The organism is Acetobacterium paludosum (genome assembly GCF_008086595.1).
Taxonomy (GTDB): Bacteria; Bacillota; Clostridia; order Eubacteriales; family Eubacteriaceae; genus Acetobacterium; species Acetobacterium paludosum.
Genome location: NZ_RXYA01000010.1, coordinates 43,083 through 66,862 on the forward strand (window position 1 = coordinate 43,083; position 23,780 = coordinate 66,862).

Below are 23,780 nucleotides of genomic sequence, written 5' to 3' on the forward strand. Positions count from 1 at the left end.
TTTCTTATATTGAAAAACAAACTCAGAATCCGATAAAAACATCTTATGAGTAACTTTAGAGCGAAGTTAGCACGGCAAGGCCTAATCCTTCAACGATCCAGAATACGATTAGATGAATACTTGAAAATTAATTGCATTTTAATTTATAAATTATTAATATTTAATATTTATCCTGTGCCGGCTGTGATTTTTCAGTCTTACATTGTGCAAATAATCTTGTGAAAAATAGACGAAATAATCCGATATTATAAGCTTTTAACGTTGCGAATAAAAATATTTTCAGATTAATTTTCAGAAAACGCTGGATTTTACAAATAATTCATGTTATATTTTAATTATAGATATCACTATATTTTAGTTGCAAATAATATTATAATCCAACCGGCAATTGTAAGGCTGTCATAGCCATGCAATCGATTACCAAATACTAATGATCAAGAGGAGATTTTTCAATGAATCTGAGAGAAAACGTTATGGCAGTGTATCGTGGCGAACAGCCGGATTACTATGGAGATTTGATGGCAGCTGTAGAATTTATACCGGATCCCTTATTTATTCAGGATGCTTTGCTGCCTCAGGACGGCAAGGAATACATGGATTCTTGGGGAACGGTACGGATCTTCCTGCCGGGTGCACCTGGTCCCCATCCTCACATCACCCGGGACAACGTGGTCATCAAGGACATTGAAAAATGGGAGCAGCAATTGGTAGTTCCATCCATTGAGAATCTGGACTGGACACCGGCTCGGGAAGTGGCGTCCCAAATTGACCGGAATGAAAAACTGGCCTGTTTCTTTTACCCCGGCGGCCTCTTTGAGCGCAGTCATTTTCTTCTGGGCATGGAAGATGCCCTGATGCATTATATGGAGTATCCGGATGAAATGAAAGCCCTGCTTCGGGTGATTGCCGACCATAAGATGGCTTACATCAGGAAAGTGGCGGAAGAAACCCATCCGGATATCATCTTCTATCACGACGACTGGGGTACCAAACAAAACCTGTTTTTGCCCCCCAGGGTATGGCGGGAGATCATCAAGCCCCTGCAGAAGGAAATCGCCGTCACCATCCATGAGTGCGGCATGATTTACATGCATCATGCGGACTGCATCCTGGAACCCATTGCAACGGATCTGGTTGAGATCGGCATCGATATCTGGCAGGGCGTCATCCCCCAGAACGATATCGTAAAAATCCAGGAGACCACAAAAGGAAAACTGGCCATGGTGGGTGGCATAGATGGACCGAAGATCGATGTGGAAAATATTACGGAAGAAAAAATTCGGGAAGAAGTGCGTCGGGCTGTCGATACCTACTGTCCCGGCGGACGTTTCTATCCGTCCATCCCCAATGGCGTCTGCTACCGAGAATGGAACAACGGCATCTTCATGGATGAGTTGCTGAAATACGGTAAGGAATATGCTGAAAAAAAACCGATCGCGAAGAACAGTATCTAATGCCGGTGAATTTTCGTTGCCTTACCATAATTAAAAATCCTCCCAGATTAAATTTATTTTAACATTAATCTGGGAGGATTTTAATAGTCGATACAAAATTATTTACAGCCTCCAACGAAACAAAAAAATGACATGTAAATATAAAAGTAGATAAGCTGAAATTTAGTTCAAAATTTAGACCGGCATAAGGGTGGTTCAAGTCCAATCGGGATCAGCTTTTTTCATAAGTAGCAGTTCAGCTTAATTACCGGTCTTTTTATTACGATAAAACTCAAATAATCTTCAAAAAACTTTACTTTTTGAATTTAATCATATAAAATTATTAAATAGAGTAAAAGTGATCTCGTAGCTCAGCTGGGAGAGCATTACCTTCACACGGTAGGGGTCGCTGGTTCAAGTCCAGTCGGGATCACCACTTTTAATAAGAAGTAGTCCGGGTTTAACTGCCGGTCTTTTTTTATTTCAAAAAAGAGGTGTTATATGGTTGGATAAAGTTTCGATTTTAACATTTCGCAGTGTAAAAATTTAATATGAGAAAGATTAGATCATGTTACTTTCTTCAAGTAATCTAAAAAGTTTGGGGTTTAAATTAAAACAATTGGTTAGACTCTTGATTTCATTCATAACTACAGATTTTTGCTTGGCGGAAATATTGGTCTTAATGGCTCTGATTAAAATGTTCTTAGGGGTGTGTTCAAAGTCTACAAATTCAAGCAACTGGGTTTTATAACCAAAATACTCCAATAAATTAGCTCTTATTGCATCAGTCATCAAAGCCGAAACTCTTTCTTTGACGATGCCATATCTTTGAAAGATAGCTAATTCTTCACTGGTAAGCTGTTGATTAAGTTCATGCTGGCAGCAAGGTACCGAAATAATCATCTTTGCATTCCAGCAAATTGCATTATAAAGGGCATAATCAGTAGCCACATCACAGGCATGTAAAGAAATGACCATATCAACTGGAATTGTTGGCTTATAGCCATTAATATTCCCAATAACAAATTTCAAATCATCATAGCCATACTTCTTTGCCGCATTATTACATTTCACGATGACATCTTCTTTTAAATCTAATCCGATAATATTAGCTTTTATGTTTTTAAGTACGGTAAGATAATAATAAACAACAAAGGTTAAATAAGATTTGCCACATCCAAAATCAATAATGTTAATGCTTTCTAATTCTGACTTTTCGATGACGGTATCAATAATTTCGATAAATTTATTGATTTGTTTGTATTTGTCATACATGGAATGAATCACTTTTCCTTCTTTTGAGAATATCCCCATGTCAACAAGTGGTTGAATAATGATACCCTCTTCTAACAAATATCTTTTTTTTCGATTATGTTCAGTTGATATTTTCAGCGGTTGTGTCAGGGCTTTTTTATTAAACAATATTTTCTCTTTTTTTGAAAATCGAATACTGTACTCATAAGTAGTACTCCATGCATTCATTTGTTTGAATCCGGCTAAGATTTGCACACAATATTCTGGAATGCAGTCAAATTCAACGTTTTCGTGGAATGCTTGTTTCTCCGTTCTTTTCTCAATATGGTAAAGATTTTCTTTCTTGATTAGGGTGATTTTCTTGTATTGATCCTCGGATTTTCGAGGATTGCTAAAAATAATCTTTTCAATTTCATCTTTAAAAATCATTTCAAAATAAGTTGGTAAATTCTCTGGCATTACTGTTATCCTCCAAAATTTAAAGTAAATAAGTGTAGTGTATAAATTTTTCGGCTTTTTCTTTGTTAAGAGATTCATCCGAAGCAATTTAAAAACGATCCTTGGCAACCGCTTTGAATAGAATTATTATAACATCACTTTCCAAAAAAGAAAGTCCTGAAAACAACGATTTACGGTTGTCTCCAGGACATTTCTACGATAAACTTAACTTTATTGGTTGGACATAGTTTCAGCAAAAAGAGCGATTCCGCCAACAATCAGATAGATACCGGCGATCATACCAAAACCCAACAGCATGATAAATGGGTTGAAGATAAGGAATACGGATAAAATAATATTTATGATTCCGGATGCAGTCAGCCAGCCGGTACCGGTTGAACCCTGCTTTTTCATAAAAGAAGCGGCAGTAATTTGATTCATACCAGTGGTGATGGATAGAAAAGCCAGCATAAAGGCGAATGTACTTGCTCGAGATAAAGGGTCGGAAAAAATGAGCAGAACAGCTAAAAGAATAGACATGATGCCAGAGGTAAGGCTCCAACCATTTTTAACCTCACTTTTTGTATAAACGATAATTTGAAATACGCCGTAAATAATAAGACCGGCAATAAATAACCAGACAATTATTTTCGCAAAAATTACCGGGGATAAAAAGACCAGTACACCAAGGATAAGCATCAAAGCGGCAACAATAAGGCCGAGTGTTTTGTTGGCTTTTCCAACACTACCAAAATCAGTATTCATTTTTTTCTCCTTTTCATAAATTAGAATACGTTCATTTTATAACAAAGTGTTGAAATAGGCAAGAAATAATGCAGTGAAAAGAATCATAGTTACAATGACAGTCAAAGAAAATTGATAAAAAATAGAAGTGTCAGGAGAAAACAAATGTTAATAATCGGACCCCACCTTTCCATCGCAGGTGGATATAAAAAAGCGGGAAAGGAAGCCATCAGTATTGGTGCTAACACCTTTCAATTTTTTACCCGCAACCCAAGAGGGGGAAAAGCCAAAGCCCTTGATCCAAAAGATGTAGAAAGCCTTGTAGAGATAATGAAAGCGAATGATTTTGGCGAACTTCTTGCACATGCACCTTACACACTTAATATGTGTTCGGCCAAACCCGAAACCCGGGAGTTTGCCAGAATGGCATTTAAAGAAGATTTGCTGAGGCTGGAGGAGCTCCCCTGTCAGCTGTATAATTTTCACCCGGGGAGCCACACCGGTCAGGGCGTTAATACAGGAATCAAAGGGATTGTTGATCTGTTGAATGATGAAATGTGGCCGGATCAGAAAACAACGGCTGTATTGGAAACCATGTCGGGAAAGGGAACCGAGATTGGACGAAATTTTGAGGAATTGAAAGCCATTATTGAGGGGGTTGAATTAAAAGAAAAAATCGGCGTTTGTCTAGATACCTGCCATGTATATTCCGGCGGTTATGATATTGTTGGAAATCTTGAGTCGATTTTAGAAGAATTTGACCGAATTATTGGTCTGAACTATCTTAAGTGTGTCCACCTTAACGACAGCAAGATGCTCTTTGGAAGCCATAAAGATCGGCATGAAAAAATCGGCTTCGGAACTTTAGGGCTGGATGCCTTCAAACGAATTGTCACCCAGCCTTTGTTGAAAGACCTGCCCTTTTTTCTGGAAACGCCCCAAGAAAACACCCTCGATTATAAAAAAGAAATTGATCTTCTGCGGTCTTTTTAAAAGGATAATATCAGCAGCGGACAATTCCGTTGACACCTAATGAACATATTGTTATAATTATAACAATTAAAAATAAACTCCGAGCAAAAGTGTCTAAGAAAATTTTATGATACTGCGCCAAAGCGTAATGCTTTCGGGTTAGACTGGAAACGGTATAGCCTTCTGTTTGAAAAGGAGCATAAATTTCACGAGCGTGTGACTTGTGTTATAACAGCATGTTTCTTTGTTGCGCCTTGCTTTCTTTTTATGAAATACAGGTGGATGTTTTTTTTGATAACGAAAGATCAAGGAATGAGGGATATGTTTATGTTACAAAGAATTGAATTATCAGAAGCTGTGGAAATAATCGTTGAAAACGTTACACAAATAAAAGAAAAAGAAACCGTTGGGATTTTAGATTCCTTATTTAGAGTGTCAGCGCAGGATGTATTTGCACCCATTGATAACCCGCCATTTGACCGCTCGCCCTTAGATGGGTACGCTTTGATTGCAGAAGACACCAAAGGGGCAAGTCGGGAAAATCCTGTAGAGTTAAGGGTTGTCGGGAAGCTTTACGCTGGGGATGCTAGTCTTTTTGAATTAAAAGCAAACCAGACCGTTCGGATTATGACCGGAGCCATGATTCCCAAAGGAGCAAATTGTGTCATCCGGCAGGAAGCGACAAATTATGGTTCGGAGACGGTTGAAATTTACGAGCCATTAAAAGCCTATCAAAATTATTGTTACGCCGGTGAGGATTTTAAAAAAGGCGTAAAATTAATTTCAGCAGGGGAAAAACTTAATTTTATTCACTTGGGTTTGTTGGCAAGCATGGGTTTTCCAACAATTGAGGTATATCGCCAAACCAAGGTGGCGGTGCTTGCTACGGGAGATGAACTGATGACTCTCGGGACAGCGTTGGAACAAGGAAAAATTTATGACAGCAACTTGTTTTTACTGGCAGCCCGACTTAAAGAGCTTTCGATCACACCCGTTTATTTACAACAAACTGGCGACGATGTCAGTACCGTTGCACAGAAATTAAAGCAGGCATTGGCTGCTTCTGATATAGTCATAACAACGGGAGGGGTTTCCGTCGGTGAAAAGGATATTTTTCATGAAGTGTTGCCGAATCTTGGGGCTGATCAAAAATTCTGGAGAGTTAATATCAAGCCGGGAACGCCAGTAATGTTTTCAATTTATGAGAATAAACCAATACTGAGTTTATCTGGGAATCCATTTGCGGCACTGGTTAACTTTGAATTGCTGGCAAGACCCTTACTGGGAAAAATGTCGCGCGATCCTGCGATGCTCACAAAAGAAACCATTGGTGTTATGGCGATTGATTATTCTAAAAAAAGCAAACAAAAACGTTTTGTTCGGGCTATTTATGAAGCAGGTAGAGTGAAGTTTCCCGAAGGTGGACATGCTTCAGGAATGATAGCGTCAATGAAGAAATGTAATTGTCTGGTCGAAATTGAAGCGGGAAACAATGGCTTAAAAAAAGGGGATAGTGTAAAAGTTGTGCTATTGTAATGTAGTTCATAACTTAGATTCTTTGACAAGACAAAAGAGCTGCTGAAATCTGGTTAAACTGATTCATGGTTTAATCGGATTACGGCAGCTTTTTTAAGATTAATACAAATTATTTGGGGACGAATCTGAATGTGAAATCATTTTGGTTGATCTGGAAAGTTTTTACTAGGTTAAGGTCATTATACCTGGGGTGCATTTTTCACTTTAAACATCTAACATAAAGAATTCGTTGGAAAATAAATCAATAAACAAGAGTTTGTTGCGTAATAGCTCTTTTTTACCAGTGATTACTTTTAACGCCTCTGATACCTGAATGGAAGCTGCTAAAGCTGGTGTAAAAGAAGGGTTTCCCAATATTCTTGAGTCGTATTCTTTTTCTTCTGAATATAGTCTGGAAAGCGTATCATCTTCTGGAAATATGGTGGTCACTTGGGCTGACCACCCGCCGATGGCTCCATGAATCAAAGGAATATTCTTTTCTTTGCATAACATCTGCAGTAGCAAACGAGACGGAATATTATCTAAAGCATCCATGACAAGAGTGGAATCATCAATAAGGCGATCCCCATTTTCAGCAGTTAAAAAATCATGATGATAGATAGTTTTGACGTTTTTATTGATTAGATTTACTCGAGCATCTGCTGCCCAGGCTTTTGGTGTTCCCAAGTTTTGCTCGGTAGATAATATCTGACGATTTTGATTAGAATTCTCGAAAGAATCCCCATCTATAAGAATAAGAGAACCAATGCCAATGCGAGCAAGCATTTCAATAATGTATCCGCCTAAACCTCCGCAGCCAACAACACCAACGGTTGCCTTCTGGATGAGTTCAAAATCGCCATGAGAAAAAGTTGGAAAATTACGTTCATATCGTGACATATTAATCACCTCCTTGAATTTCAGTATAACAATTTTTAATGAATAATTAAAGGTGTGAATTGAGATTGATATTGTAACTTTCGAAAAGAAGGCTGAGACTAATAAAATATTGACAACCGATAATTAGCAGTCTATATTATGAATATATAGTAATGTGAAAGTGAGGAAAGACATGGAGATCAAACGTATCTATATAGAACTGACCAATCGCTGCAATCTTGATTGTGAGATGTGTTTTAGGCATACCTGGGATACGGTTGAAGGCGATATAAATCTGAATTTACTCAAATCTATTCGTGAACAGTTAAAAGAGTTGCCAGCACTAGAACAAGTATTCTTTGGCGGAATTGGCGAGCCAACGGTACATCCTCAGTTTAAAGAAGTGGTGGAATTGTTTGCGGAATATGAGCTTTTAATCACCAGCAATGGTATTATGAGCGAAGACAACGCAAAGATATTATGTGAAAAATTTAGTGAAGTTTATTTCTCAGCGGACAAATATCATGAAGATACCCAGGGAGTCAAAAATCAATTGCTTCAAACGTTTGAGCGTTTTTCTGATTATCATAAAAGAACCCGATCCTCCACCCCTAAAGTAGGTGTGGCTTATGTTCTTACAAGAAGTAATTCAGCAGCTTTGTTTGATATCCTAAACATGATGCGGCATTATGGCTTTCATCGTTTGTCTCTTTCGCATCTTATGCCTTTGGCTGAAAAAGATAAGGATGACATATTTTACACGCGTTATGAAAATCCTGAAGGGAAAGCATTTTTAGAAAAGATTTTTACGTATCGTGATATAAAAATCAACATTCCCGACATGGAATTGAAGACTGAACGTCGTTGTGCTTTTATTGATAAAGGCTACATCTATATTAATGCCGGTGGTGAAGTCATGTCCTGTTATCGTTTGGCTAACAGTTACGACGAATACGTTTTCGGATCTAAAAAGCGTGTATTAAAACACTCCTTTGGGAATGTGAAGGAAAAATCCCTTAAAGAAATTATTGAAGGAAAAGAATATCAAAATTTTTGGAATGTCGTTTATAATAACCAGTATCCATCTTGTGTCGATTGTGATCTAAGAGGAGGGTGCAGTCTGGTTGAGGATACAAAATACGATTGTTATTTCAATACCCCTTCATGTGCAGATTGTTTATGGGTCAGAAATTTCATTCGCTGTCCATAGTGATTTGACTCTATTAATTAAAAAGTGCGTTTGCAAAATGCTATTAAGTTAGAACGTGAGCGCTCTTTTTGTTTTTTTTTATTGAAAAGGGTATTAATATATAAAAAGGAGATTGAAAAAATGGGCTTTGTAGCGGCAATTAATAAAAGCGTGAGCAAAGGGCATACAGTAAGACTGAATGAACCAGGAAAGTTCATCGAAGGGTTTGGACTAGAAGGGGATAGTCATGGAGGAAGAAATAATAGACAGGTAAGTTTATTTGGACAAGCCAGTATTAGACAGATGGAAAAAATGGGTGCGAAAGGCTTGTGTACAGCTAGATTCAATGAAAACATCATGACTGAGGATATACGTTTATTTGAATTGCCAGTCGGAACGCGCTTGAAAATCGGGGAAACGATTCAGGAAATCAGTCAGATTGGAAAAAAATGTCATGGCTGTGAGATCGCCGCTGAAAAAGGAGAATGCACGCTTGTTAATGAGGTTGTATTTACTTCAGTTATTAAAGGCGGAATGATAAAGGTCGGAGATCTGGTTGAAGTGTTGGAGTCATGAAAAAAATCAAATAAAGAACATCAGCTAACTTTTGTTTACAAACATTAATCAGTCACATATAATAAAATCACTTAAAAAAAATACAACAAGGAGCGATTATCCATGAAATTTTATCTTTGTATTGATGATACAGATAACCTGGATTCTATTGGTACCGGAACCATTGCCGAACAGATCCGGGAAAAGCTTATTGAATATGGTTATGGACCCTGTTCTTTGGTTACCCGGCATCAGCTTTTTATCCATGAGGATATTCCCTATACCTCTCATAATAGTTCCATGTGTTTTTGTGGAGAGGCGCCGGCGCAATACCTTTTGAACATCATCAAGATTGCTTCCCACCATTTGGATGCAGTCGCGGCAGAAGGTTCTGATCCTGGTCTTTGTGTTTTGCAATTTGATGACACAAAAGATTATAAAGAGGTTATAGATTTTGGCAAAGCTGCCAAGATCAGCGTTTTAACCAAAAATGATGCGATGCAATGTGCAAAAATCAATCATCTTCATCTTTCTGAGCATGGCGGCACCGGACAAGGAATTATCGGCGCTTTAGCAGGTGTGGGCTTGCGTATCTTTGGCAGTGACGGAGAAGTAAAGGCGGCTTTAAAAAATATTGAAACGAATCAACACTTCAGCGTTTCTCAGCTTAAAAAGTTTCCTGAGCTTACCCAGGTGATTGATCTGGTCACGAGAGAACCGCTCGATGATTCCACTGAAATTAATATCTGCAACCGTACTAAAACAGTATTATATAAGAATCAATATGTTCTGTTTGTCGTCAAAGCAGAAAATGGCAGATATCAAACAATACCCAAGTCTGAAATAAGAAAAATGGGTGAATCCTTCTATGAATAATAAAAACCGTCTATCGGTTGATGCTTGGGAACAGGGCCATGAAATTGCTCTGGCATGCAAGGCATTTAAGCAGGATGTTGAAGAAGAATGGGTCGCAGAAGAAGTAATTTCTTGTTATAATTGTCGCTATCGCCGTTTTGCAGATTCAGGTATCCAGTGCATGAAATATTTATTCCCTGAATGACCATCGTTTTTTACAAAAAAAATGAATTTAATTTATAAGGAGAAGAAGAAAATGAAAAGAAAGCTCGGTTCTAGTTTAATTCTATCGTTTCTGTGGATACTTTTGTTCCTGCTTGGCTTCGGCGGCAGTGCTTTGGCGGCAGGCGGTGACGGATCGGGTGGAGGCAGTGGAAATGGCAATGGCACAGGTCAGGCAGCTACTTCAGATATTACAACAGAAACCACCACTCCCGGAAGTGGTGGCGGTACTGGCGGTGGAAGCGATGAACCTTTAACCCTTGTGAGTGCGACACCCGCCGTGGATTCAACGAATGTAGCGGTGGATTCAGCAATAACTCTTGAATTCAGCAAAAATGTCGCTTATGCCACGGTGCGAGATGGCAATCTTAAAGCGGTTACTTTATGGAAGGGGGATACACAGGTTCCTGCTGATATTACCATGGCTGATGACCAATTGGAGCCGGATCTGCGAAATTTTATCACTATCACCCCAACTGAAGCATTAAAAGAAGGTACACTGTACACCGTTAAAGTTGATGATACTTTAGCCGCAAAAAGTGGAAATGTGCTAGCTGAACCTTTAAAACTAAATTTCACAACAACTGCTCCAGCAACACCAAACAGCAATTTGACGCTCTGGATTAGTTTGGGAGCGCTGGTTGTTGTTATTATGATTATCGCCGCTGTTTTGATGAAACGAAAAAAAGTATAAATGTCACCGAAAAAAAAGACGATTGTCACAATTATTCTGATTATTCTGCCCATTATATTTTTCTTTGGAACCATTTGTATCGGGCGTTATTATGTTTCCTTAAAAGATGTTTGTCTTTGTTTATGGCAGGGAGTTACAGGATACAGCAGCGGTCTCAGTACGGAAACCATTGCTGTGGTTCTGCAGATACGATTACCAAGGGCATTTTTAGGTGCGATGGTAGGAGCGGCCCTTGCTGCAAGCGGCGCAGCATTTCAGGGACTTTTCCGTAATCCACTGGTTTCAAGCGGTATTTTGGGTGTTTCATCCGGCGCCGGTTTTGGGGCGGCGCTAGCGATTGTGCTATTTAACAATATTTTTTTAACTCCCGTTTTTGCCTTTGTATTTGGAGTAATTGCGGTCATTCTCAGCTATTTTGCCGGTCGCATTGACAATACATCACCAACGATAACCCTTGTATTGGGCGGCACCATTATTCAATCCATTTTTGCGGCTTTAATATCGCTTTTGAAATATGTGGCTGATTCCGCCACTGAACTTCCGGCAATTACTTTTTGGCTGATGGGAAGTTTAGCCTCAACCAAAACTTCAGATGTATTGCTAGCTTTTGTTCCCATGGTAATTGGAATGATGGGATTATTGCTGATGCGTTATCGTCTCAATGTTTTGTCCATGGGTGATAGAGAAGCAAAAACATTAGGTATTCATGTCAATGCAAACAAAGCGTTTATCATCATTTCCGCAACCCTTGCCACAGCAGGGGCTGTATGTGTCAGCGGCGTGGTTGGCTGGATTGGACTGATCATTCCCCATGTGGCACGGATGTTAGTTGGCAATGACAATAAATGGGTGGTGCCTGCCAGTATGTCTGTGGGGGCTTGTTTTGTCATTCTTTGCGATACCATTTGCCGCACATTGACTGGCGGGGAAATCCCACTGGGTATTATAACCGCTCTGATTGGTGGGCCGTTTTTTATTTATCTTCTTAAAAAAACAAAAGGAAGGAACTGGTAATGTCATTATTAAGCCTACAAAACGTATCCTTTGGTTATCAGGATAATCAACCGATTTTTGAAAATATCAGCTTTGATGTAAAACCCGGGGAAGTATTCTGTATTATCGGTCCCAATGGTTGCGGTAAAACCACACTCATTGACAGTATTCTGGGAATCAATCAACCACAAAGCGGACGCATTATGGTTGCAGATAACGATTTGCATAAGATGAAACCTAAAGAGTTTGCAAAAAATATCGCCTATGTACCCCAAAGTCATACAAAGACGTTTCCCTACACGGTCCTTGATATTGTGGTCATGGGTCGAACTTATGCCACAAAAATGTTCTCAGCGCCCAATACCGCTGAGCGACATCGGGCCATCGAGAGCCTTGAACAAGTCGGGCTAAAAGGTTTTGAAAATCGTTTATACACAGAGTTGAGCGGAGGCGAGCTTCAATTGGTGCTCATCGCCAGAGCGTTAGCTCAGGAATCGCACATTATGATTATGGATGAACCCACGGCCCATTTGGATTTCCGACATGAGCTCATGGTGATGGAAATCATCACGTGGCTGGTGAAAGAAAAAGGACTTACCATCATCATGGCCACCCATTTTTTAAATCAGGCCTTTTATCTGGAAAACGCAGGAGTTGAAATTCGCGTTGCCCTGATGAACCAAGGAACATTTAAAGCGATAGGAACACCGACAGAAGTATTAACAAAGAATAACTTAAAAGATGTTTTTAAAATTTTTTCTTCCATTGGAATGACTGATGAAGAAGGGATCAACCAGAAATTTATTGTTCCATTAAAAAATATTCGATAGTTTATTTTTAGGGACGGTTACGATAGGTGGTTTTATATGAAAAAAAATAAAAAAACAAGATTTGGTCTGGTGATGATTTTTTTTATGATGACGATCTTTTTATCTGGTTGTCAAGCACAAGCTCCCATCTCAACAGTCCCCACAAAAACCATTGTAGATTGCATGGATCGGGAAGTGGTTATTCCTGAAGATCCTCAACGCGTGGCATGTCTTTATGCTTCCACGGCCCATATGGTGGCAATGCTGGGAGAAGCGGACAAAATTATCGGAATACCTAATGGCGTTAAACGCGATGTATTAATGTCCTACAAACTTCCGGATATTGCTTCATTGTCGGTGCCTTTTCAAGACGGCACCATTAATATAGAAGAACTGCTGACATCAAAAACCGACCTGGTTCTGATCAGACAAAGTACCGCTGAAAATGAAGGAGAAATTGAAAAACTTGATAAGGCGGGTATTCCCTGGGTAGTGGTGGATTACTCCAGTTTGGCAGGATTAAAAAAAGCCATTACGGTTACCGGCGATATCTTTGACCAAAAGGAAAAAGCAGCCGGTTATAACGCGTATGTTCAGGAAATATTGGATTTGGTAACTGAACGGCTGAGTCAGATTCCGGAAACATCCCGGATTCGCATTTACCACGCCGTTAATGAAGCGGCCAGAACCGATCTTAACGGAGATCTGTGCACTCAAATAACAGATGTGGCTGGAGTTATCAATGTTTCAACTCAGGGTGGCAGCTTGATTACTGATGCTGAAAAAACGATGACAACCCTTGAACAGATTTACGCATGGAATCCGGATGCGATTATCGCCAACGATATCAATGCAACAAAATATATGCTAAGTGACTCAAAATGGTCCGGTCTTGGGGCAGTCGTTAATCAACGGGTAACGACACTTCCCGTTGGCGTAACGAGGTGGTGTCATCCAGGATCCATGGAACCCCAAATGGCGGCTCTTTTTATTGCCAAGCTTTTTTATCCGGAACAATTTATGGATATAGATCTTGTTCAAACCACGAAGGAATATTATAAAAAATGGTTCGATCTGGATCTCTCCGATGAAGATGTTTCAGCGGTTCTATCCGGAGCAGGCATGCGTTTGTCAAAATAAACAGATAACAGGAGAAAAAATGGAATTACTTAAAGTAAAAACCATCGATGAAATGAAAAAGATCATTAATGAAAAATTCAGTCACCTGACCTTGAAAATAGAAAAAATTGCGATAAACGATGGCTTGGGAAGGGTATTGGCCAATGACATCATCGCGACCATGAATGTTCCCCATTTCAATCGATCTGTGGTTGATGGCTACGCAGTAAAGCTAACCGATGTGCAGGGGGCGTCAACGGCAATTCCCGGTTTTTTAAGAATAATCGGTGAAGTTCAAATGGGAACAGAGACCCGAATAGTGCTTAATCAGGGAGAAACAGTGTATGTTCCAACCGGGGGTATGGTTCCTAAAGGAACAGACGCCATGGTTATGGTCGAATATACAGAAAAATTCGGGGATCAGGATCTTGCAGTCTATCAGAATGTCGGCATCAATGAAAACATGATGCTCATTGGTGACGACATTAGAGATGGCGAAACGGCCTTTAATAAAGGTCATTTCTTAAGGCCTCAGGACATTGGGGTTTTATCCGCGCTGGGGTTTCTTCAGGTTGAGGTGTATAAACGACCCTGTTTGAGTATCATATCCACTGGCGATGAAATTATTCGTCCTGGGGAAATGCCTAAACCCGGTGAAGTGATTGATATTAATACCCCGGCATTAGCGGCGGTAGCGAAACGTTTAGGAGCAAATGTCATTTCGATATCCTATGCTAAAGATGATTTCGATATTATTTTGAAAGAAGTTCAGGAAAGTCTGAAAACCAGCGATATGGTGATATTGTCGGGAGGAAGCTCCATGGGGGAAAAGGATTATACCGTGAAGGTTATTGATAAACTTGGCGTAGTTCTTCTTCATGGATTAGCCGTCAAACCGGGAAAACCAACGATTTTAGGAATAGCAAACGAAAAACCGGTCATTGGACTGCCGGGGCAGCCGGCTTCTGCCATTATGGTTTTTATGATCATACTCAGAGAGTTTATGACACTTTACTACGGTCAGGATCAATTTAAATACCAAACCATACAAGGCAAATTAATGGAAAATGTTCATGCTGCGCCGGGAAGACGAACCTTCCAAACCGTAGCGATCAAAGAAGGTCAGGATCAGATTGAAGTGATGCCAACCCATGGAAAGTCGGGGATGATTACCTTATTGTCTTATTCAGATGGATATATTGAAATCACTGAAAATGAAGAAGGGAAAAACTGTGGCGAGCTGGTCGAAGTAACCTTGTTTTAAACGATTGTTTTCTGAAAACAGAAAATTAGAAATGGAGCGAATGCATGAATACAGAAAATACAGCGAAAAAAGATGAACGAAATTTATACTTGAAAAATGAAGATTTAGATGCAGCTGTAGAAAAATATCTGGCTTTATTATCATTTGATGCAACCGAGCAGCAATGTCATTTCCTGGCGGTGACGGAAGCACAGGGATGGGTGACCAAAGAGCCTGTGTTTGCGAGGATATCTTCGCCTTATTACAATGCGTCGGCAATGGATGGCATCTGTGTGGACGCCATGGCAATGATCGATGTTGATGAACGCCATCCAAAGATCCTAGTGAAAGAAAAAGATTTTAATTTTGTCGATACTGGAGATGTCATTACAGACCCCTATAATGCAGTGATCATGATTGAAGATGTGGTTATAAAAGATGATAAACAGGTCAGTATCAATGGACCGGTTGCACTTTGGCAGCACGTTCGGCCCATCGGAGAAGATATCGTCGCTGGTGAGCTGATTATTCCGGCCTTTCATTGTATCCGCCCGATGGATATCGGCGCCTTATTGGCAGGTGGGATTACCGAGATTGAAGTGATCGAAAGGCCAAAGGTTGGAATTATCCCAACCGGAACGGAACTGGTTGAAGTCGGAGAACACATGTCTGTGGGAAAAATTATCGATTCCAATACCCATATGTTTGCCGGTTTAGTCAAAGAATATGGGGGACAGCCAAACCGTTATCCGGCCGTTCGGGATGATTACGACCTAATAAAAAAGGCAATTGCAAAAGCAGCGGATGAAAATGATGTTGTACTCATTTCAGCCGGTTCGTCAGCCGGGACAGAAGACTATACCCGAAAACTCATTGAAGAATTAGGAGAAGTGGTGGTTCACGGGGTGGCGATCAAACCGGGAAAACCAGTGGTGTTAGGGATTATCAGGGGAAAACCGGTGATCGGCATTCCCGGCTATCCGGTATCAGCCTATTTTGTTTTTGAAAGCTTTGTTAAACCGATTATCCTGGCATTTAATCATCAAACCGTTAATAAAGGTTTGACTATTAAAGCTGTATTATCAAAACGTTTAATGTCGTCACTTAAGTACCTGGAGTTCGTTCGGATGAAATGCGGACGGGTAAATGATACGTTTGTGGCAACACCTCTGGATCGCGGAGCCGGTGTGACAATGTCGCTGGTGAATGCGGATGGCATTTTAAAAATTCCCAAAAATGTTGAAGGATACGATGCTGGTGAAGTGGTCGAGATCGTTTTGATGCGTCCCCAGGAAGAAATCGAAAACACCCTGGTTTCGATTGGAAGCCATGATGTGCTTATGGATATCGTGGCAAATATCATTCATAAAAATCGAAAAATTATGAGCTTGTCCTCAACCCATGTGGGAAGTCTGGGTGGAATAATGGCCATCAAAAAAGGCGAATGTCATATCGCGCCTGTTCATTTGCTGGATGAAGAGACAGGTGTCTATAATTGCTCCTATCTAAAACGTTACCTGGAAAAAGAGGGTGCTGTTTTGATCAAGGGGGTAAAACGGACCCAGGGAATGATGATCCCTAAGGGCAATCCCAAAAACATCAGAGGAATTGAAGATCTTACCAGGGATGACATTAGTTTTGTGAATCGGCAGCGTGGATCGGGAACACGGGTATTGCTGGATTTCCTATTAAAAAAGAATGCTATCGAATCCGCAACTATATTGGGATATACCCGCGAAATGAATACCCATATGATGGTTGCATCGGCGGTGAAATCCGGTTCCTGCGATGTGGGTATGGGCGTATTGTCCGCGGCAAATATGATGGATCTGGATTTTATTCCCATTGGAGATGAAGAGTATGACTTTATCGTTTTAAAAAAGAACCTTAATGATCCCCGTGTTCAGACCTTTATCAGCGTCCTCAAGTCCCCTGAATTTGCCGAGGCCCTGAATCAGTTGGGTGGGTATGGCTTCGAAAATCCTGGAGAAATAGTGGAAGTCTAAGGTGTCGTTGTTTTATGAAATTGATTAACTGGTTAAAATTATCTGATCGCAATTACATCAGCCCGTGGACTTTATAGCGGATATAATAATCAGCAAATTTTTCGCAGCAGCGTCTGCAAAAAAAATCAAAGAGGCAAATATTTGCCATATTCTTAAAAGATATTTATTAAAGTAATCAAAAGATATTATTTTTCAGTAAGCGTTAACAATTATATTGATAAAAAGATAAAAATTAGATATAATGCAGTTGGTTACAAATAAATAAAATTTAGGAGGCGTACGAAATGTTTGGTTACATGGGAAAAATATTGCGTATTAATTTGACGACCGGTGTTATTGGAACTGAGGATTTGGATTTTGAGCTGGCAAAGAAGTATATTGGTGGTCGAGGCTTAGGAACAAAACTTTATATGGATGAGGTTGATCCACAAATTGATCCTTTTGCGGCAGAGAACAAAATTATTTTTATCAATGGTCCTTTAACAGGAACAGCTACCCCTACTGGTGGTCGGTATATGGTAGTTACTAAATCGCCATTGACGGGATGTATAGCATCCTCCAATTCAGGTGGAAAATGGGGAGCATATCTAAAATATGCCGGTTATGATGCGATTATCATCGAAGGTAAAGCGAGCCTTCCGGTATACATCAATATTGAAGAAGAAAAAGTCGAAATTTTACCTGCTCTGGATATCTGGGGCAAGTACACTTCAGAAACAAGTGCCGCACTTACAGAAAAACATCCTGCAGCCAGCGTTTTAACCATCGGACCTTCCGGTGAAAAATTATCTCAAATGGCTGCCATTATGAATGAAAATGATCGTGCTGCCGGCCGTTCAGGTGTTGGTGCGGTTATGGGGTCAAAAAACTTGAAAGCCATTACCGTTAGCGGAAGTCAGAAACCAGAAATTGCAAATCCGGAAGGATTAAAGGCAGTGACAAAAGAATGCCGTGGCATCCTTAAAGAAAACGGCGTTACCGGCGGCGGGCTGCCAACATATGGTACCGCCGTATTGGTTAATATTATTAATGAACATGGTGTTTATCCGGTAAATAATTTTCAGGAGGGTGGAGATCCTGGTGCTGAAGCTGTCAGCGGTGAAACCTTGACGGAAGAGTATCTGATTAAACGTAATCCCTGTCATCACTGTCCAATTGGCTGCGGTCGATGGGTAAAAAGCGAACACAGCCCGGACGGTGTCGGCGGACCAGAGTATGAAACTCTTTGGGTATTTGCTGGTGATTTGGGGATTAACGACATGGAAATCGTTATTGAGGCTAACTACTGGTGTAATGAACTTGGCCTGGACACGATCTCAGCGGGTGCAACTTTAGCGGCTGCCATGGAATTATATCAACGGGGCTATATTACCGACGAACAATTGGATGATGATGTAATTCTGAAATTTGGCAATGCTGAATCGGTTATACATTGGCTGAAAAAATTGGGTAATCGTGAAGGATTCGGAGATATGTTAGCCAGAGGTTCTTATCGCCTATGTGATTTCTATGGCGTTCCGGAATACTCCATGTCCGTTAAAAAGCAAGATTTGCCAGCCTACGATCCACGCGGAATTCAGGGAATGGGACTTCAATATGCAACCTCAAATCGAGGCGGATGCCATGTTCGTGGTTACCTGATTTCTCCGGAAATCCTTGGCTTGCCAGAAAAATTAGATCGTTTTGATTTAGCTGGTAAAGAAGTGTGGGTAAAAGTATTCCAGGATCTGACAGCCGTTATTGACTCGTTAGGCTTATGTCTCTTTACCTCATTTGCTTTAGGGGCACAACAATATGCAGACATGGTGAATGAAGTGCTTGGTACAGAATGGTCGGCAGAAGAACTTCTGCTGGCAGGCGAACGCATCTGGAATCTTGAAAAACTTTTCAATTTGGAAGCTGGCATCTCACCGGAAGAAGATACGTTGCCACCACGTTTTTTAGAAGAAGAAATGCCTGAAGGGCCTACTAAAGGTTGGGTTCATAAACTGGATAAATTGCTTCCCCTCTACTATAAAGAACGTGGTTGGGATGAAGATGGTATTCCCACAGAAGAACGTCTTGAAAAATTAGGCTTATTATAAGATAAATTTAAGGGACGATCTTAGTATCGTCCCTTTTTTGTTAGGAGAGAATATGGCTATAAAGGTTAAACTATTTGCATACTTCAGAGAAGGCCGTGGAAAAATCGTCCCAATGGATTACACTCCGGGGATGACAGGGCAGGATGTTATTAATACGCTCGGGATAACAGCACCTGAAATTGCAGCAATTATTGTGGATGGTGTTGATGGCAAGGTTGACAGCATGCTTACGGTGCCAATTAAAGATGGCGGTTATCTGGCAATATTTCCACCTGTTGCAGGAGGCTGAGCTGCAAAAAATAAAACCAGAGTCGATTGGTTAATTCGACTCTGGTTTTATTTAAAAAGCGTCCCAATTAATAAATATCCTGGTTACAAATAAATAAAATTTAGGGACATATGGGAAAAATAAAAAGACCACTCCAAAGAAATGGCCTTTTTATTCTGCACTAGAAAAATGCAAAAATAACGAGGGTTACACCCTGTTAAGCCCCTTTTCCACAATGGGAGACATAATCGTTTCCGATTATACCCTACGGGTTTAAGTTCTTAGTCTTGACGACTTTAGAAACATTAAACTTCGGAGTTTTTATTATTATACATTATTATTGTTGGAAATGCAAACATAAAAAGGGCTTGAGTCAGAAATTTTTGTAGTAGCAATATTCGATATTGTCATTATGAAAGAAGTCAATTGACACATAATGAGCTGATTGTTATAATTTAAACAATGATAGATTAGTTAATAAACGTTACATTTCTGCACCTTTGCCTGTTTTTTCTATGGTAATAACTTTGTAGTGTGTAGATTAATGAGCAAACTTATATTACCGGAAAGTGAGTTGTCAGGTCTGTAAAAGTTGCAGCTGAAAACGTTGTAAACTTATAAATATTGTCGCAATATCAAAAAAATATTTAGAATACTAGTTAAATATGAAATGGAGGAACAGTGATGGAAGTCAGGGGAAAAATAATAGGGATATGCACAAGTGTTGATACTGGAACACCGAAAAGAAATATACACCAGGCAAATCTAATCAGAAACTTTGGTGTTGAAGGCGATGGACATGGAGGTCCCCATACGGATAAACAGGTCAGTTTATTGTCCTATGAAAAGATTCAGGCGTTTACTGGAAAAGACGCCGAGGTGAAAGAAGGGGCTTTTGGTGAAAATCTGGTTGTCCAGGGAATCGATTTTTCGATTTATCCGGTGGGCACTCAGTTCAGATCCGGTGACGTGATTCTGGAGATCACCCACAAAGGCGAGGCATGTGAAGTCTGCGAAATGAAAAAAACGCCAGGCGAATGTCTGATGCAAAAGGAAGGTATTTTCTGCCGAGTTGTTATGGGCGGCATTGTCACCGAAGGGGATTATCTTCATTTGGAAGACTAAAAAGCCGGACCATTGATTTGGTGGGCAACAAAGCAAAACAAGAGAGCGTGATGGAAAATGACAATGGATAAAGATAGTTTAAGAGCCATACCCAAAATTGATGAGTTATTAAAAGAGCCCCAAATGATCATGGCCATCGAACAGCATGGAAAAACAGTGGTTGTTGACTGTGCCAGGAGTGTCACGGACAGAAAACGGCAGCAAATTATTTTGGGAAATCATAAAGAACCAATTAACCGGAATCAACTAATTCAGGAAATAGAAGCTTTGATAAAAAATAAAATGCAAAGACATTTACGGCCAGTGATTAACGGTACCGGGATTATTCTGCATACGAATTTAGGCCGAGCCGTGCTGAGTGAAAGCGCTGCTCAGGCGGCTTATGATGTGGCAAGAAATTATAGTACCCTGGAATACAATATCGCTACCGGCGAACGGGGAAGCAGATACAGCCATGTTGATTCGCTTTTGAAAGAGCTCTGCGGGTGTGAAAGTGCCATGGTCGTCAATAATAATGCAGCGGCGGTACTGCTCGTATTAAATACCCTGGCAAAACATCAGCAGGTCATCGTTTCAAGAGGCGAACTGGTTGAGATTGGCGGAGCTTTTCGGGTGCCGGAGGTAATGGAACAAAGCGGCGCCATACTGGTTGAGGTTGGCAGCACCAATAAAACAAAAAAGTCGGATTATGAAAACGCACTCTCTTATGAAAACACCGGAGCCTTGCTGAAGGTCCATACCAGCAATTATAAAATCATCGGATTTACGGAAGAAGTAACGCTTCAGGAGCTTGCCGAAATTGGAAAAAATCATGATATCCCGGTTGTATATGATCTGGGCAGCGGGGGCTTTTTTAAAGCTGAGGAATATCATTTGAAAGATGAACCAAACGTGCCGGAAAGCATCCAAACCGGTGCGGACATCATTTGTTTCAGTGGAGATAAGCTATTGGGGGGACCTCAGGCAGGAATCATTGTGGGAAAGAAAAAATACATTGATGCCATGAAAAAAAATCCATTAACCCGGGCGATCCGGGTGGATAAAATGACCTTGGCAGCCCTGGAAGCCACCCTCATGCTTTATCTGGACCGGGATAAAGCGGAAAAAGAAATTCCGATTCTTGCAAATCTTTTAGTCACAAAAGAGTCCTTATTTAAAAAGGCTGAACAATTCGCCGCCTTACTGAAAAACAATGCGATGATTGCCTGCGAGATCATTGAGGATTTTGGACAGGTTGGCGGAGGCTCAATGCCGAATCAGATGATTCCAAGTGTATGTGTGTCCATCAAAGCCAAAGGGTTTTCTGAAAATGCTCTGGATCGGAAATTAAATAATGCCGAGACACCCATCATTGGAAGAATACACAAAGATCTTTATTTGCTGGATATGCGAACGATTGAAAGCAAGGATTTTGAAACTATTGCAATGGCGCTTGCAAATCTGGCTGAGTGATGGGGGAGGCATGAATGAATCTCATTTTAGGTACAGCGGGACATATCGATCATGGCAAAACCAGTTTGGTCAAGGCTTTAACCGGCATTGATACCGATCGTTTAAAAGAAGAAAAGAAACGTGGCATTACCATTGAATTGGGCTTTGCCTATCTTGATCTTTCGTGTGGCAATCGAATTGGAATTGTGGATGTTCCCGGACATGAAAAATTTATTAATAATATGCTGGCGGGAGCCGGAGGCATTGACCTGGCGATGATGGTGATTGCCGCTGATGAGGGCATCATGCCCCAGACGATTGAGCATTTTGGCATTTTATCCCTTTTGGAAATCCAGCATGGCGTGGTTGTAATAACAAAAACAGATTTGGTTGATGCGGATTGGATCGAAATGGTTAAAGATGAAATCCGTGAAAAATTTAAAGGCAGTTTTCTTGAAAATGCCCCAATTATCCCAGTCTCGGCTTATACCGGAGCAGGGATAGAAGAACTGAAACAGGCGCTTTCACAGATCGTCTCACAAGTTAAGGCGAAGAAACTATCGACCCCGTTTCGACTTCCCATTGATCGTGTTTTTTCGGTTGATGGTTTTGGAACAGTCGCAACCGGAACCTTGATTGAGGGACGTGTCAAGGTGGGCGAGAACATCATGCTTTATCCCACCTTGGAAACGGCCCGGGTGCGAAGTTTGCAGGTCCATGGAACGGCGGTGGAGAAAGCCGTTGCCGGGCAGCGGGTGGCAGTGAATTTGACGGGTATCAAAAAACAGCAGGTGATGCGGGGAGACACCATCGCTCCCGCAACCAGTATGGAAAACAGCATGATGGTTGATGTGAAGCTCAATATTCTAAAGAGCAGCAACCGGTCTGTAAAAAATGCCAGCCGGGTGCATTTCTACCACGGAACAAAAGAGATTCTGGCCAAGGTCATTCTCCTGGCCAAGGATGAACTGGAAGCGGGGGAATCGGCTTATGTGCAGTTCCGATTTGAAGAAGAACTGGCGTTAAAGGTGGGGGACCATTTTGTCATCCGTTTTTATTCGCCCCTGGAAACGATTGGCGGCGGTGTTGTTCTGGATGCCAATCCGGTTAAACATCGACGAAACCAGGCGGCTGTCATCAGTGCCATGAAAATCAAAGAAAACGGCACCAGAAAAGATAAAGTGCTGCTGGCAATTTTTGAACAAAGCAAAAATCTGAGGGACATCGACTACATTAGAGACCACATTGGAAATGAGTCCATCACAAAAGAACTGGATGAGTTGGTTGAAGAAAAGAAGATCGTCCAGTTAAGCGAGGGGTTGTATCTTTCAAAGGAATACCTGGCATCCTTGAAAAATAAGCTGCTTAAAATTCTTCGGGAATACCATAAAACCTATCCATTGAAGGAAGGTGCAAATCGCGAAGAAGTCAGAGGAAAGCTGATTCCCAGAGCGTCTGTTGCTGCGATTGACAGTATTATCAATTACTTTATCGATAAAAAAATAGTGAAATGGGAATCCGAGTTCATCAGTCTTCCGGACTTTAAGGTTGTCTATAAAGAAGCGGATACGGAGTTGCTGAACGAGGTTGAGAAGCTCTATAAAAATGGCGAATTTGCACCGCCGTCATTGGACGATCTGGCAAAATACTACGGAAAAAACAAGCAATACACTGGAGCAATCACGATGTTGAAGAAATCGGGGACAATCATCGCGCTGGATTTAAAATACTGCATCCATAAGGATTATTATCAAAAAGCTTTGGATTTGATGAATAACTATCTTAAGGAAAATGATGAAATTGCATTAGGAATCTACCGCGATATTTTGGGTGTTTCAAGAAAATACGCAGTTGCTCTGCTTGAGGAATTTGATAAGAAGCGGATTACGAAAAAAGTTGGCGAGGCAAGAAGGCTTTATAAATAAAAAATGATGGCGAGGTGAGGATAATAC

21 protein-coding genes, 1 tRNA gene and 2 riboswitches are annotated in these 23,780 nt (G+C 40.6%); of the genes, 19 read left to right on the forward strand and 3 right to left on the reverse strand.

All coding sequences use genetic code 11. The features are described 5' to 3' along the window. Positions 1–452: 452 nt before the first annotated feature. Positions 453–1,454: a uroporphyrinogen decarboxylase family protein gene (locus tag FZC41_RS11010; RefSeq protein ID WP_148567463.1), complete on the forward strand. Its 1,002-nt coding sequence runs from the start codon at positions 453–455 to the stop codon at positions 1,452–1,454. Positions 1,455–1,793: 339 nt separating this feature from the next. Beyond that, positions 1,794–1,869: transfer RNA gene (locus FZC41_RS11015), tRNA-Val, on the forward strand. A 125-nt stretch (positions 1,870–1,994) separates the two neighbouring features. Here the strand turns inward: FZC41_RS11015 and FZC41_RS11020 are convergent. Both FZC41_RS11020 and FZC41_RS11025 read right to left on the reverse strand, forming a co-directional pair. Continuing rightward, entirely contained in the window at positions 1,995–3,146 is a 1,152-nt protein-coding gene (locus tag FZC41_RS11020; protein ID WP_148567464.1) for a class I SAM-dependent methyltransferase, read from the reverse strand. A 210-nt stretch (positions 3,147–3,356) separates the two neighbouring features. Next, positions 3,357–3,890 carry an HdeD family acid-resistance protein gene (locus FZC41_RS11025; protein ID WP_148567465.1) on the reverse strand — a complete coding sequence of 178 codons (534 nt, stop codon included), beginning with the start codon at positions 3,888–3,890 and terminating at the stop codon, positions 3,357–3,359. Positions 3,891–4,034: 144 nt separating this feature from the next. On the opposite strand from FZC41_RS11025, the gene FZC41_RS11030 reads away from it, so the two are divergent. Both FZC41_RS11030 and FZC41_RS11035 read left to right on the forward strand, forming a co-directional pair. Continuing rightward, complete coding sequence (locus FZC41_RS11030) at positions 4,035–4,862, forward strand: deoxyribonuclease IV (RefSeq protein ID WP_148567466.1); 828 nt, start codon at positions 4,035–4,037, stop codon at positions 4,860–4,862. Between the two features lie 65 nt (positions 4,863–4,927). Then, positions 4,928–5,055: riboswitch (molybdenum cofactor riboswitch) on the forward strand. Between the two features lie 113 nt (positions 5,056–5,168). Continuing rightward, complete coding sequence (locus FZC41_RS11035; protein ID WP_148567467.1) at positions 5,169–6,377, forward strand: molybdopterin molybdotransferase MoeA; 1,209 nt, start codon at positions 5,169–5,171, stop codon at positions 6,375–6,377. A 204-nt stretch (positions 6,378–6,581) separates the two neighbouring features. On the opposite strand, the gene FZC41_RS11040 is transcribed toward FZC41_RS11035, so the two are convergent. Further along, positions 6,582–7,256, reverse strand: a complete 675-nt coding sequence (locus tag FZC41_RS11040; RefSeq protein WP_148567468.1) for a HesA/MoeB/ThiF family protein — start codon at positions 7,254–7,256, stop codon at positions 6,582–6,584. A gap of 172 nt (positions 7,257–7,428) precedes the next feature. Between FZC41_RS11040 and FZC41_RS11045 the strand changes: the two genes are divergently transcribed. The 15 genes from FZC41_RS11045 (at position 7,429) to selB (ending at position 23,753) form a co-directional block, all read left to right on the forward strand. Beyond that, positions 7,429–8,445 carry a radical SAM protein gene (locus FZC41_RS11045; protein WP_148567469.1) on the forward strand — a complete coding sequence of 339 codons (1,017 nt, stop codon included), beginning with the start codon at positions 7,429–7,431 and terminating at the stop codon, positions 8,443–8,445. A 120-nt stretch (positions 8,446–8,565) separates the two neighbouring features. Further along, a complete protein-coding gene (locus FZC41_RS11050) occupies positions 8,566–9,000 on the forward strand; it encodes an MOSC domain-containing protein (RefSeq protein WP_148567470.1) in 435 nt (144 codons plus the stop codon). A gap of 102 nt (positions 9,001–9,102) precedes the next feature. Next, the gene (locus FZC41_RS11055) at positions 9,103–9,855 is read left to right on the forward strand and encodes a hypothetical protein (protein WP_148567471.1); all 753 of its coding nucleotides are present in this window, start codon (positions 9,103–9,105) and stop codon (positions 9,853–9,855) included. Continuing rightward, the gene (locus FZC41_RS11060; RefSeq protein ID WP_148567472.1) at positions 9,848–10,039 is read left to right on the forward strand and encodes a hypothetical protein; all 192 of its coding nucleotides are present in this window, start codon (positions 9,848–9,850) and stop codon (positions 10,037–10,039) included. The genes FZC41_RS11055 and FZC41_RS11060 overlap by 8 nt, the downstream gene beginning before the upstream one ends. 51 nt (positions 10,040–10,090) lie before the next feature. Further along, the gene (locus FZC41_RS11065; RefSeq protein ID WP_170253961.1) at positions 10,091–10,750 is read left to right on the forward strand and encodes an Ig-like domain-containing domain; all 660 of its coding nucleotides are present in this window, start codon (positions 10,091–10,093) and stop codon (positions 10,748–10,750) included. Then, positions 10,751–11,764, forward strand: a complete 1,014-nt coding sequence (locus tag FZC41_RS11070) for a FecCD family ABC transporter permease (RefSeq protein ID WP_148567474.1) — start codon at positions 10,751–10,753, stop codon at positions 11,762–11,764. Further along, positions 11,764–12,573 (forward strand): ABC transporter ATP-binding protein, encoded by an 810-nt coding sequence (locus FZC41_RS11075; RefSeq protein WP_148567475.1) that lies wholly within the window; start codon positions 11,764–11,766, stop codon positions 12,571–12,573. Before FZC41_RS11070 ends, FZC41_RS11075 begins: the two co-directional genes overlap by 1 nt. A 36-nt stretch (positions 12,574–12,609) precedes the next feature. Further along, the gene (locus FZC41_RS11080) at positions 12,610–13,692 is read left to right on the forward strand and encodes an ABC transporter substrate-binding protein (RefSeq protein WP_148567476.1); all 1,083 of its coding nucleotides are present in this window, start codon (positions 12,610–12,612) and stop codon (positions 13,690–13,692) included. A gap of 19 nt (positions 13,693–13,711) precedes the next feature. Then, positions 13,712–14,935 carry a molybdopterin molybdotransferase MoeA gene (locus tag FZC41_RS11085; protein ID WP_170253962.1) on the forward strand — a complete coding sequence of 408 codons (1,224 nt, stop codon included), beginning with the start codon at positions 13,712–13,714 and terminating at the stop codon, positions 14,933–14,935. Between the two features lie 44 nt (positions 14,936–14,979). Continuing rightward, positions 14,980–16,920, forward strand: a complete 1,941-nt coding sequence (locus FZC41_RS11090; protein WP_148567478.1) for a molybdopterin biosynthesis protein — start codon at positions 14,980–14,982, stop codon at positions 16,918–16,920. A gap of 284 nt (positions 16,921–17,204) precedes the next feature. Continuing rightward, entirely contained in the window at positions 17,205–19,004 is a 1,800-nt protein-coding gene (locus tag FZC41_RS11095; protein ID WP_148567479.1) for an aldehyde ferredoxin oxidoreductase family protein, read from the forward strand. 52 nt (positions 19,005–19,056) lie between these two features. Next, on the forward strand, positions 19,057–19,293 hold the full coding sequence (locus FZC41_RS11100; protein WP_148567480.1) for a MoaD/ThiS family protein: 237 nt from the start codon (positions 19,057–19,059) through the stop codon (positions 19,291–19,293). Between the two features lie 185 nt (positions 19,294–19,478). Further along, a riboswitch (molybdenum cofactor riboswitch) is annotated at positions 19,479–19,602 on the reverse strand. A gap of 354 nt (positions 19,603–19,956) precedes the next feature. After that, positions 19,957–20,397 (forward strand): MOSC domain-containing protein, encoded by a 441-nt coding sequence (locus FZC41_RS11105; RefSeq protein WP_148567565.1) that lies wholly within the window; start codon positions 19,957–19,959, stop codon positions 20,395–20,397. A 63-nt stretch (positions 20,398–20,460) separates the two neighbouring features. Continuing rightward, the gene (gene selA / locus FZC41_RS11110; protein ID WP_148567481.1) at positions 20,461–21,849 is read left to right on the forward strand and encodes an L-seryl-tRNA(Sec) selenium transferase; all 1,389 of its coding nucleotides are present in this window, start codon (positions 20,461–20,463) and stop codon (positions 21,847–21,849) included. Positions 21,850–21,863: 14 nt separating this feature from the next. Further along, positions 21,864–23,753: a selenocysteine-specific translation elongation factor gene (selB, locus tag FZC41_RS11115; RefSeq protein ID WP_148567482.1), complete on the forward strand. Its 1,890-nt coding sequence runs from the start codon at positions 21,864–21,866 to the stop codon at positions 23,751–23,753. Positions 23,754–23,780 lie beyond the last annotated feature (27 nt).